The organism is Endozoicomonas sp. NE40 (assembly GCF_040549045.1).
Classification (GTDB): domain Bacteria; phylum Pseudomonadota; class Gammaproteobacteria; order Pseudomonadales; family Endozoicomonadaceae; genus Endozoicomonas_A; species Endozoicomonas_A lisbonensis.
On the sequence record NZ_JBEWTB010000002.1, the window covers coordinates 84,985 to 96,967 of the forward strand.

General features: G+C 34.7%; 13 protein-coding genes. 1 reads left to right on the forward strand and 12 read right to left on the reverse strand.

Going from position 1 to position 11,983, the window contains the following annotated elements:
* The 11 genes from V5J35_RS01385 to V5J35_RS01435 form a co-directional block, all read right to left on the reverse strand.
* Nucleotides 1-630 (reverse strand): sugar transferase, encoded by a 630-nt coding sequence (locus tag V5J35_RS01385; protein WP_354009552.1) that lies wholly within the window; start codon nucleotides 628-630, stop codon nucleotides 1-3.
* Entirely contained in the window at nucleotides 623-1,840 is a 1,218-nt protein-coding gene (locus tag V5J35_RS01390; RefSeq protein WP_354009553.1) for a glycosyltransferase family 4 protein, read from the reverse strand. Before V5J35_RS01390 ends, V5J35_RS01385 begins: the two co-directional genes overlap by 8 nt.
* Complete coding sequence (locus tag V5J35_RS01395) at nucleotides 1,837-2,808, reverse strand: hypothetical protein (RefSeq protein WP_354009554.1); 972 nt, start codon at nucleotides 2,806-2,808, stop codon at nucleotides 1,837-1,839. Before V5J35_RS01395 ends, V5J35_RS01390 begins: the two co-directional genes overlap by 4 nt.
* Nucleotides 2,809-2,853: 45 nt before the next feature.
* The gene (locus V5J35_RS01400) at nucleotides 2,854-4,236 is read right to left on the reverse strand and encodes a polysaccharide deacetylase family protein (protein WP_354009555.1); all 1,383 of its coding nucleotides are present in this window, start codon (nucleotides 4,234-4,236) and stop codon (nucleotides 2,854-2,856) included.
* Nucleotides 4,237-4,246: 10 nt separating this feature from the next.
* Nucleotides 4,247-5,224 (reverse strand): GNAT family N-acetyltransferase, encoded by a 978-nt coding sequence (locus V5J35_RS01405; RefSeq protein WP_354009556.1) that lies wholly within the window; start codon nucleotides 5,222-5,224, stop codon nucleotides 4,247-4,249.
* Nucleotides 5,221-6,174: a methionyl-tRNA formyltransferase gene (locus V5J35_RS01410; RefSeq protein WP_354016240.1), complete on the reverse strand. Its 954-nt coding sequence runs from the start codon at nucleotides 6,172-6,174 to the stop codon at nucleotides 5,221-5,223. Before V5J35_RS01410 ends, V5J35_RS01405 begins: the two co-directional genes overlap by 4 nt.
* Nucleotides 6,167-6,718 (reverse strand): acyltransferase, encoded by a 552-nt coding sequence (locus tag V5J35_RS01415; RefSeq protein ID WP_354009557.1) that lies wholly within the window; start codon nucleotides 6,716-6,718, stop codon nucleotides 6,167-6,169. Before V5J35_RS01415 ends, V5J35_RS01410 begins: the two co-directional genes overlap by 8 nt.
* Before the next feature lie 184 nt (nucleotides 6,719-6,902).
* Complete coding sequence (locus tag V5J35_RS01420; RefSeq protein WP_354016241.1) at nucleotides 6,903-8,453, reverse strand: asparagine synthase C-terminal domain-containing protein; 1,551 nt, start codon at nucleotides 8,451-8,453, stop codon at nucleotides 6,903-6,905.
* A gap of 1 nt (nucleotide 8,454) precedes the next feature.
* Nucleotides 8,455-9,780 carry an oligosaccharide flippase family protein gene (locus V5J35_RS01425; RefSeq protein ID WP_354009559.1) on the reverse strand — a complete coding sequence of 442 codons (1,326 nt, stop codon included), beginning with the start codon at nucleotides 9,778-9,780 and terminating at the stop codon, nucleotides 8,455-8,457.
* 26 nt (nucleotides 9,781-9,806) lie between these two features.
* Nucleotides 9,807-10,451 (reverse strand): DegT/DnrJ/EryC1/StrS family aminotransferase, encoded by a 645-nt coding sequence (locus V5J35_RS01430; protein WP_354016242.1) that lies wholly within the window; start codon nucleotides 10,449-10,451, stop codon nucleotides 9,807-9,809.
* A 43-nt stretch (nucleotides 10,452-10,494) separates the two neighbouring features.
* The gene (locus V5J35_RS01435; RefSeq protein WP_354016243.1) at nucleotides 10,495-10,905 is read right to left on the reverse strand and encodes a DegT/DnrJ/EryC1/StrS family aminotransferase; all 411 of its coding nucleotides are present in this window, start codon (nucleotides 10,903-10,905) and stop codon (nucleotides 10,495-10,497) included.
* Between the two features lie 58 nt (nucleotides 10,906-10,963).
* Here V5J35_RS01435 and V5J35_RS01440 point away from each other — a divergent pair, with 58 nt between their 5' ends.
* Nucleotides 10,964-11,398, forward strand: a complete 435-nt coding sequence (locus tag V5J35_RS01440; RefSeq protein WP_354009561.1) for a DUF29 domain-containing protein — start codon at nucleotides 10,964-10,966, stop codon at nucleotides 11,396-11,398.
* Here the strand turns inward: V5J35_RS01440 and V5J35_RS01445 are convergent, their stop codons facing one another.
* On the reverse strand, nucleotides 11,399-11,983 hold the full coding sequence (locus tag V5J35_RS01445) for an acyltransferase (RefSeq protein ID WP_354009562.1): 585 nt from the start codon (nucleotides 11,981-11,983) through the stop codon (nucleotides 11,399-11,401).

The following is an 11,983-nucleotide window of genomic DNA, read 5'->3' on the forward strand; positions in this document are numbered from 1 at the left end:
TTACTTCTTAGAATTCTCAACATTACGATCATCTTGCACTGAACTTCCTGTAAAAACAGGCATCGTTGCATGGTTATCAGCACTGATATTTTCTTTACAAATAACTTTTTTAATAGTTAAAAATAGTATTTTAAAATCAAGCCAGAGACTGTGATTGTCTACATACCAGACATCCAAATCAAATTTCTTTTCCCAGGATATTGCGTTGCGGCCATTGACTTGAGCCCAACCCGTAATGCCCGGCTTTACCTCATGACGTCTGTATTGTTTTTTGGAGTAGCGCGGCAGATACTCCATTAAGAGTGGCCTTGGGCCTACTAGGCTCATATCACCTTTGAGTACATTCCAGAACTCGGGAAGTTCATCAAGGCTGGTTCGTCGCATGAAGTCGCCGAAAGGCGTAATACGATCTTCATCCGGCAGCTGATGCCCCTCTTTTCCTACAGAATCTTTCATAGTCCGAAATTTAATCATTTCAAATGCCTTGCCGTTTTTTCCTGGACGTATTTGCCTGAATAAAACAGGTGAAGCCATTGTCTTTGAAACTTTAAAAGCAACGTATGCCATTAACGGAGTAAATACAGCAAGTGCGAACAAAGAAATAACGATATCAAAAAAACGTTTAATCATCAGCGTTTAGTAATTTATCTATAGTTTTAAAAATTCGTTTGTAAGTTATATTTCTATCGAAATTATTTTCACCAATACATCTACTACTATTTGCCATTTTTTGCAATTTAGCAGCATCTGAATTCAACTCAACTATCTTATTAGCCAAATCAGAACTATCACCTGGTTCATAAAAGCAGCCAGCCGCATTACTTTCAATCAGATCTCGGACTTCCTTATTTTCTTGGCAACTTAGAACGGGTAATCCCGTACAAAAATAATCTGAAATTTTATTAGTGACACTCTGTGCAGCACCTTTTCTTATTGGATTAAGAGCTACATTACAAGTTTTGATGATTGAAATCATTTGATCATAAGGCATTGAACCCAAAAACTTTACATTAGAAGCTGATAAGTTTTCAGCATATCGCTGTACTTTCATACGGTGTGGCCCATCACCTATGATCAGTAGCTCAGTATTAACATTTTTTTTATCTAACTTCGAAAATGCTGTAACTAGAGTATTAATATCGTAGCTATGACTGATAGTACCTATATAAACACACCTGAATGTGTTGCTCGTTTCAAGATAATTGGAGTTAGTATTAATTTGATCTATCAAGGCAATATCTGCACCAATATAAACAACATCACTATTTAGGCTAACGTTTAAATTATTCTTTACATATTCTTGGTAAGTATTTGAAACACTAATTAAAAAATCAGCATTAGCAAAAGCTTTTTTCGCTCTATAAATAAATGGTTTAAATAAAAATTTAAAAATTTCTTTATTTAAAAATGGTAATGCAGAATAGATAGAATGAGGCCAATTATCTTGAATATCAATAACAAAAGGGATATTATTTTTTTGAGCAAAGCTGGACAAAATAATATTGCTTTTTATTAGAGGGTACGCTGAATAGATCAGATCAGGCCGATCTGTTTTTTGTAAGTACGACTCCAAGTTATTACAAAAAACTGTGTGGCTATACAACCTAGAAAAGGAGACATTTTTTCTATAACCGGGTTCATCCATTAACTCAAGCTGTAAATTTTTTATCTTAAATTTATCATTTCTCTCTCTATGCTTTTTCTCAAAATGTGAGTATCGACTAGTCAAAAGTGTAACATTATATTTTTTTGAAAGCTTTATGGCTATATATGAAAATCTATTAAAATATGGTTCTCCTGGCAAATTACAGTAAGGTGCTACTAGTAATATTTTCTTCATTTTAGAACTCTCAAAAACTGTTCTTTTGTATCAAGTCTTAATTTTTCATATCGTTTTATTGTTTTATTGTAATCTATTACTTTTTCAACAGTGCTACTATATAACAGTTCGTTGAGTTTTATTGTCCAGCTAGGAAACTTTAAATTCATTTCAAACAAGTTACTAGAACTTATTATAGGAAGCCTATATTGAATGGCTTGAAAAAGCTTGTTTGGTAAGCAATAGCGATAATTAAGGCTATTAGAATGGGGGACATGAAAAAGAAGATAATTGTAATTATTCAGAAAATCTAAATTATCACTTGAATATTTACCACACATTTTTATAGTGCCGTTTTTAAAATACTTGCTACTTTCTATATATTTCTTACAGCTATCAGATGCCCAGACCCCATATAAATCAAGAGTATATCCACACGCGAAAATTTCATCTAAAGAATCAAGTGGCAAGCGGTCTTCGTATATTAATCCAAAATATACAAGCCTTTTTTTAGCATCAACGTTACAGCATGTCATCGAAGTATCGATGCAGGGAATATTACTGATGACGTCAGGCGATTTTCCATACCTCTGATAGTATATTTTCGACAATCCCTTTGAAACCGTGATTACACTCACGTTCAAGTTGAAAACAATAAATTCAAGTATATACAAAATTGAATTTCTTATTTTTAACTGAAGTGTTTTTGCAGAATTAATCTCATTTATATCATGAATATCATATATACAATTTAGATTTTTCCAAAACAATAATACTTTAAAAATAATCAAGTATGGTAATGAAGCCTGCTGATGAAAAATAAATGTATATTTAGAAGTATCATTCTTAACACAGAGTACTACTAAAATTATAAGAGATTTGATTGATAGTTTTAGGGGAGTACTCTCAAATAGTTGATTTTGTAACTTAAAGCGTGTTGAATATTTAGGGTCAGGCTTGAGCAAGTGGAATACATTTTTACTTTGCACCAAATATAGTCTCGCACTCATATTGTTAATAGATAATTTAAATTTTCAAGACAGTAATTCTTCAAACAGGATACGGTCTTCCGAGTTATTAAAATTAGAGTTATGCCATAAGAAGGTAAATTCCCCTGAAAACTTCATGGATAAATCTTTCAATTTGTTCACATAGTCATTAGTTTTTTTTGAATACCCCATATTCAAATATCTTTCTGCTAGAACTGTACATTCCATAATAATCAATGGCCGCTGACGCAAATTAAGAGCACATTTTTTCTGCCAGCTCCACATTTTAAAAGTGTTAGATGTTCCATACCTAAAACCAGGATGATCAGCATAGCCACCAGTTGTATCATATGAAAACCCAGCCATATCAAGATAGTCGGGCGTCTTAGTTACATCCCACCTCAAAAAATGCTGACGATTACCATTTATTTCCGCTGCTATATTATTACTGTAACAAACATCTAAAAGTAGTTTACGTTCTTTAAATATCTGTTCAGCACTAGAAAATGAATTATAGCTTCCATGAAGACCAATCTCATGACCACGATCATGAATACTTTTCAGTAAGTTTATAATTCTTGGATTTTTAAGTGAATAGCTTCCATCAATTCTTCCGGCTGGATTATCAGCAATAAAATAAAATGCTGCTTTATGATTATTTTTTTCACAAGTATCCATATACCAGTTAAAACAGTCATAGGGATCTTTGTAAGATCCTGATAATTTCTGAAAAATCGACAATACAGAAGTTCCAAAGCTAGCGATACTCTTTCTTTTGAGTATATCACCTGCTAACGTTCTAGAAATATTCAGGGGACTACTAAATCTCGTATCATATGGAACATCAACATCACAAGTTACCTGAATTTTTGCAGTCCTTTTTTTCCTCTCGACATCTGGCCAAAGGCTTTTTATTGTAAGCCAGAGAATTTCTACATATTGATCAACAATTGGCTGCTCAAGTAAACCGGCCTTAAAAGCCATAGATTCAGATGCTGGAAATCTACTATGGCTATCTAGCTCATGGTTTATTGCTTCTTCATATCGAGACAGCATGAAAAAGCAGCTACCAAAAATGTCGATAGGTAAGAACAGTGATTCTGCTTTTTTACTTGGAAAATTTTCAACTCTGTTCATTCCAAAAATGACTGGTAAAGAAGTTGTGCCTGACAATTTAGAATTCTTAATTAATGCACATGGCAGAATCCAGTTTTTTAATGGTAATTCTGGTAGCCCTAATTCCTTAGCAAAAAAAACATCTGGTAAATTTATTTTTCTCCTATATCCATCACTTTTATGTTGAATTGTGTATTGATCAAAATCATAAGGTATTGCCTCAAAATCAAGACCTAAAAAATCATTAATAAGAACCTCATGAATATAAGCTCTTTCGGAAAGGTAAGAATTTGGATATAGGATCTTGAGCATGCTAAGGTGATTACTTATTACTCTGAGAGTATTGCTTGGCTGTTAATAGCAATGCTAATGGCAGGCTGTTTGTTTTAGATAAGGAGAAATAAGGCGTTTGTATAGCTCCAAACGCTTTGAAAAAATTTTCAATTGGCTCAATCATAGAGCCTTCAAAATCAAAACACTTTGCTACAGTTTTGCTAAATTTGATAGCTTCCCACATTGCTAAACTTGTAGCACCACTATTACGTAAATCTGGATCACCACCACCCATAAGATAATATGCATATTCATTATGCCAAACAATATAAATAGCGGCATGTATAATATTATTTTCATCTCTGGCAAAGAATATTCTTCTGCACTGTTTTTCCAGACATACTTTATCAAAATCAATAATAAATTTTTTTGAATATGGCAGTGTTAGCCCTTGTCGCGAAAATGTTTTTTTATTAATTTCAATAAAGTCTTCTATAGAACTATTCGAATCAACAACTATTTTATTTCGTCCTTCCGCTTTCTTTATTTCTTTACGAATATTACCTGAAAAGTTATTCCACAACTGGTTGCTATCTGCAATGTTACTTAAACGATATGTGTATCTTGTAGTTTGATCAAAACCTTCCCAATAAAAGGGTAGCCAGTTAGTTAGACTTGAATCAGCGTTTATTTTACAAAAATCATATTCAGGTAGCCCTTCTATCAAATCATTTATTATCCTTTTTTCGTAAGCTAATTTTCGTTCATATTTTTGATTGTCGGGGTACTTTAACCATGGCCCAAGTGTCTGTGTGAGTTTTGGCATTGTAATTAGTTTAAAACCATATTTTTTTTTAAAAACATATGGTAATGCTCCTACGATATCCCCCCCTTTTTCACTAATCACTACACCCCAATTTTCGTTACCTGCTACAGCATCAAGCCACCAATCTTGAGAAAAAATAGGTATCGTATGCTCTTTTTTACATAGTTCTCTATACTTTTGTTTGTTTGAAAAATCATTCAATTCCAAATACCTAATTTTATCAAAATATAAATTAATGTGTTTTTCATTTTTAATGATACTTTCAAATTAATAATACCATCCTTGCACACTAGGAAGTATTTACTATTTTTTTTATATATCTTACCAACTTTATAGTCTGATGTATCACACTTATGATAATCTAAAATTTCCCAACGCTGCCCAGAGTAAAGCCATCTAGGTTGTGGTATAGAATTTAGCCATGACTCAGTGCCTCTTAGCAAATGCCAAACTCTGGTTATTTCCCATTCATACCAACTAACAATTTGACTGTGTTCTTCAGGCTTGATGTTTCTCGCAATTTTTAGTTTAGTAATCGGTTGCTTTGTTCTTTGTAATTCATGTCCAAGTGATATTTTCTCAATAAGTCGATAAAGCATTCTTACTGCAATATCACCAATTGCATGATCATGCATTTCTGGCGATTTCATACCTAAAGGTACAGGATATTTTTCTTGATAAATTATATCTCCTGTATCCATTCCTTCATCAATATAATGAAGAGTCACTCCGAACTCTTCCAGCATATCATAGTATTGCCAAAACCAAGGGTTTGCCCCTTTATAGTAAGGTAAATAAGAAGGGTGTATATTAACAACACCCAGTCTAGGGATTTCGAGTGTCGTTTTCTTTAGCAGCTGCGACATTGAATATACAATAATCAAGTCTGGATTTTTTTCATCTATCCAGCTATCAAAACAGTCATAATTATTTTTTCTTAGATAGTAATAGTCTAACTTTTCTTCTTTGCAGTATTTTTTTAAGTCATTATGATTGAGAATATTTTTTAGCTTTTTTTTGAAAATTGTGTCTTCCTTTCTAAGTGATGATTCACAAATTCCAACTATATTAACTTTACTGTTTTCAACTAAAGGCCTTATTATGCGACTAATGCCTTGTGTTATGATAACTACTCTAATTAATTTATTCATTCAAGTATTTTGATCTAAACTTTTCAAACTTACTAAGCTCATAATATCCTATATATTCATTTTTATTTTTATATTGTTGACATTTATCCTTTTTAATTTTTTTAATTGGTTTAGCTGGATTGCCCGCGATTACTTGATAACCGTCTGTGAATGACTTTGTTACTACTGATCCAGCAGCTACTACAGTATGATCACCAAGTGTTACACCAGGTAAAATTACACTATTCATTCCTATCCAGCAATATTTCCCAATCTTAACACTTGATGGATTGTGTTTTCGATAATCATTTATGTCATGATTTCCAGAAATAATGCCAACGTTTGGTGCAATTATTGTATAGTCACCAATTTTTACTTTTCCAATACCTTGAATATAACAACCTGGTGATAGTCCTGGCGCTGTTCCTATTCCTATAAGTATATTATTTACAGAAGTTACTCTGCTTGTACTATCAACAGGCCAGTATGGTACTTTTTTTGGTAAAGCTTTATGTTTAAGATAGCTTGTAATTTTTATCGGCGCGGAGGTGCCTTGTGTTTCCAAAAAGCATTTAACTATGGGAATAAATTTAACAACAGATAAACATCGTAATAATATTTTGAGCATCGAATTCAATTTAGCATTTAATAGAAAATAATTTTATGCTATTGCTTAGCATACTCACTCTTAGTTAGGCAGTACAACTAAACATAATTAAAAATTATGTTATTTACCCTTAATCTAGATACTATTGGTTAAAATGTCTTTTTAGATATTGAATGGCTAAATAGCTATTAATATTAGCCTTACCTAAAGCTTTCATTTTCAACCTATAAATGAAAAATTCAAGCTTACTTGATGAAATACCTAAATTATCATCTTGGTTATAGATTGATTTTAGTTTATTTATAATTTTATAAATCTTATTATATTCAATGTTATTACCCGTAATTGCAGGCAATTTACTACTCATTTTATTCGCAATATAATTATCGTATTTTTTATAAAAGGATCTTCTAAATCTTTTTTCAGTATCAATCTTGGACCAAATGTTTACTATTTTTTTGTCCCAGAGCGGCAATCTCCATTGATAACCAAACCACTCATAGACCCTGGTTGAATTTATTATGAATTTAGCCTGCCTCTCTTTCCAATTCCATCGTTCAAATTCATCCACAGCTTCATCTCTGGTAAATTTATTTTTATTTGTAAGTAATGAATTTAATCTGGATGAAAAATTCATCGACAAGTACTTTTCACTTCTCCTTATCAATCCATAGTGCGTTTTGTATATACATTGTACTATTTCATTTCTTGTTAGAGTTTCTTTGTGGAATAAAAATTTTGGTATATGACCACCTGCTATAAAATCACCTGTATGGCCAGGTATAAATACTGCATCGTCTGGTACTAATTTGTTTGCTTTTAAATATTGAACTGCTGGCCAATCTTGCAAAAGAGCAACAGACGTTAGATTACTAGCATTTCTTTCATAATTTCTAAAGTTTTTTGACTCATAACAATGATCCCACATAACTTTAGTATATGGCACAAAGAACCACTCATAACCAAGTGCATCTGCCGTCAATTTAGAAATTTTTGATTCTTTGTTATCTGAAGCACCATACGTAAAACATATAACTTTTTCATAACCCAAACGTTTTAACATAACCACAATCAAGCGCGAATCATATCCGCCACTTAGCGGAACAACTACAGTTTTATCATTTAGAGACTTAATCAATTTACTAAATACGCTTTGATAAACAGAATCCATTCTCTCTAATAGTTTTATTTCTGTTTCGCAGTAAAAGTCTCTATGAATATTTAGTATATCCTTTTTTTGTTTATCTAATTCCCCTGTATTACTAAATTCCAAAATTTCCGCGGCTTGAAGTTGTTTGATATTTTTTATAAGTGTATGAGAGCCTGTAACATAACCTGTCTGACTGAACTCTAAAACTGACGTTTTATCTATCTCTTCGGCCATCAGCTTACTTCTTAGAAAATTAGCATCATCAGATACTAATAAACCAGATGATTCTTCAGCATAAAATAAAGGAAACGATCTAGTTTGATCCGAAATAACAAGAGTTTTACTTTCAGATTCTACAACACAAGAGTAACAACCATTCAAATTCTTATTAATTTCTTCTATATTTTCTATTGAATGAACATATTCACAAAACTCTTTTCCTGTAAGATAGGAATCATCTTCCAGCCATGCATACCCTTTAACACTAACACCTTTTGATTTATGCCATTTAAAGCCTTGATTATTTCTTAGATAGACATTCATATTAATTAAAAAACAGCCTGTATATTATAAACTGAGTCATATATATGGGCAGAATTATACCCATTGTACTAATAATTTTTAATTTACTCACTCCAGATAAAATCAATATAATATAACTCTGAGCAACCCATAATAGCATTCCAGTTAAAGCAAAACTTAAAACAACATGATCAATAGGCCAACCACTCACACTGGGTATAACGATTGATAATGCTCTAGCAATGAAAAAAATAACATTAACAGCAAGGCCATACTTTTGCTTCTCTAATATTGTATAAAGATTAGAAATTGGTGAAGCAGAAAAAACAAATAATAGCCATACTGATAGATATCTAGCGAATTCACCTGATTTTTGCCAATCTCCTCCAAAAGCCATACTAAAAATCGATTCTCCATAAAATGTTATTATTGACATACAGGCAGCACCTGTTATCAGCAATTTCAAGTATGTGTTTATGATCAGGTTAGAAAATAGCAATTTATCATTTTTTAATCTTGCTGCTTTCTGAAAAAAAACTTGCGCTACTGCAGCTCCCATTACTGAGATTGGTAAATTCAAAACTCTATGAGCTAGAGCGTATTGTCCAACCAATATCGAATTAAAATACAGTGACAATAACAAAACAGGAAGTTGAACAGAAAGGGTATTTAATAAAGCTGACCAGACATCATATTTTGGAAAACTCTTATATCGAACAGCTACATCTTTCATACCAATTATTGAAGATGGCCTACTGAGCTTCGCTCTATACAAAAGTACAACAACTATAGCTAGTTGACTCAAAATAACTGATGCAATCAAGCCATACTCTATATCATATATTCCGAAACTTAATGCGACTACAGCATTTGTAATAGCTTGAACAAATCGCCCTTTCGCCATTATTTTATAATTTTTTTTCCTGTTATGGTAATTGCTCAGTGCTTGCCAAAAACCTATTAACAAAATGCTTACAGGTAAATAATAAAGCCAATAAAACAATATTGGCTTAGAAATAAAGCCTGTTATTATATCTTTGAATACTATTAGAAGTACACAAACCATCAAGGCAAGAATAATAGAAATAAAACAAGACAACCAGAATAAATCATTTGCTTTTATTTTACTTTCAGGCAGCATAATAGCAAGTTCATAACGCCCGTTTGCTACAACTCCAAAAACCAACGTTATAGACATGTATAATGCCCACATTCCAAACTGCTCTGGAGAGTAGAGTCTGGTTAATAATGGGCTTATTAGAACCGGAATAGCTTGAGCTGCAACAGTACCACCCATAAGAGTGAGTACATTTTTCATAAAGTCATTATTTGAATTCACTATTCTCATTTCATAACTGCTTTTTATACTATTTTTTAAGATAAAATATAGCTTTGTAACTCATTTATTTTTCTTGTAATGCTTTTTTGAGTATTAATTGTTAGTACTGGTGAAAAAGGTAAGCTTATTACTCTTCCTGAAAGGTATTCACTAACATTAAATCTTTCTGAGGAAGAAACAGCAGGCTGCAAATGCAAAGGCAACGGATAATGCACCGCCGTAGGCACGCCCACCTCTTTAAGCCTACTCTGCAAACCATCCCTATCATCCACCTGAATAGTATACTGAGCAAACACACTGCTATTATGCGATTCAATAAAAGGCGTAACCACTTCAGGCACAGTCGATAAAAGGCGACTGTAACTCTCGCCAATCTCAGCCCTTTTCTTTACCTCATCATCAAACACTTCCAGCTTAGCCAACAGAACTGCAGCCTGAATCGTATCCAGACGACTGTTCACCCCTACCCGAATATGGTGATACCGGCGATCCTGACCATGTCGTGCAATTTGACGAAGTACAACTGCCAACTCGTCATCATTGGTAAACATTGCCCCCCCATCGCCGTAACAACCTAAAGGCTTGGATGGGAAAAAGCTGGTACATCCAATGGTGGTTAAGCTGCAGGAGCGCTTGCCTTTATAAGTTGCACCAAAGCTCTGGGCACCATCCTCAATCACAGGGATATTGTGCCTTTGGGCAATCTCGTTGATAGCATCATAGTCAGCACATTGTCCATACAATGAAAACAGGAATAATCGCTTTGGTCCGATCTGTTATGGCTTGTTCCAGAAGTGTAGGGTCAAGATTATAGGTTCTGGGATCAACATCCACATACACCAGCTTTGCGCCCAGCAATGCAGCGGTTTCAGCGGTTGCAATGTAGGAAAAGGCCGGGGTGATCACCTCATCTCCTGGTTCAATGCCACACGCCATCAATGCAATCTGCAAAGCGTCTGTGCCGTTGCCACAGGAAATACAGTGTTTTACCCCTACGTAATCCGCCAGTCGTTCTTCCAGTTCGTTCACTTCCGGACCCAGAATATACTTTCCGTGTTCCAGCACGGCTTTTATACGACGGTTTACGTCGTCTTCAATGCGTCGGTATTGGGATTTGAGGTCAATAAATTGCATATTGTTTCTATTCGTTCTATATCTTGCTGTACAGATAATGCTACGGAGGCAGAACACCATGGCCGAAGCACTCTACAAAACGGATTTCTATAGCTGGACACAGCAGCAGGCCGGTTTAATTCGACAAGGACGACTGGGAGAACTCGACTTGGATAATATCCTTGAGGAAATCGAAAGCATGGGCAGAAGTGAACGCCGCCAGCTAGGCCACCGGCTTGATGTTCTGCTTATGCACTTGTTGAAATGGGTATACCAGCCTGAACAGAGGAGCAACAGCTGGAAAGGCTCTGTTATGGAACAACGTTACCGCATCAACCGGCTTTTAAAGGCAAATCCGGGCTTAAAACCCGAAATCACCGAGATTATGTCAGAGGCTTATGATGCGGCACGTATAACAGCTTTTAAAGAGACGGGCTTGCCAGAAAACACGTTTCCTGAAGATTGCCCGTGGTTTTTTAAGCAAGTCATGGATAATGAATTCTGGCCTGAATAATCAGGCCTTGCGAACAGCCTTGTCCTGCAACACATAATGTTGACCGGTAGCAGGACAACAAGCCAGCCCCTTGCCCTCCAGAGGCAAGTCCAGACGTTCACCATGTTCACTCATCCAACCAATCTGTCTGGCTGGTACACCTGCCATCAGGGCGTAATCCGGCACATCTTTCGTGATCACAGCGCCAGCGGCTACAAAAGCGTTTGAGCCAATTGTAACGCCACAAACGATTGTCGAATTCGCCCCAAGGGTTGCTCCTTTCTGGACTAGGGTGTTTCGGTATTCATCCTTTCTGCTGACCGCTGAACGAGGATTATACACATTGGTAAACACCATACTGGGACCACAGAACACATCATCTTCCAGAATAACGTTATCGTAAACAGAGACATTATTCTGAATTTTGACGTTGTTACCAATACGAACCCTGTTGCCTACAAAAACATTTTGACCCAGTGAGCACCGCTCGCCAATGACAGCCTGACTACAAACATGTACCCAGTGCCAAATACGGGTTGCTTCCCCTATTTCAGCTCCAATATCAACAATCGCAGTCTCATGTACCGAGTACTCTTTCCCTGCCAT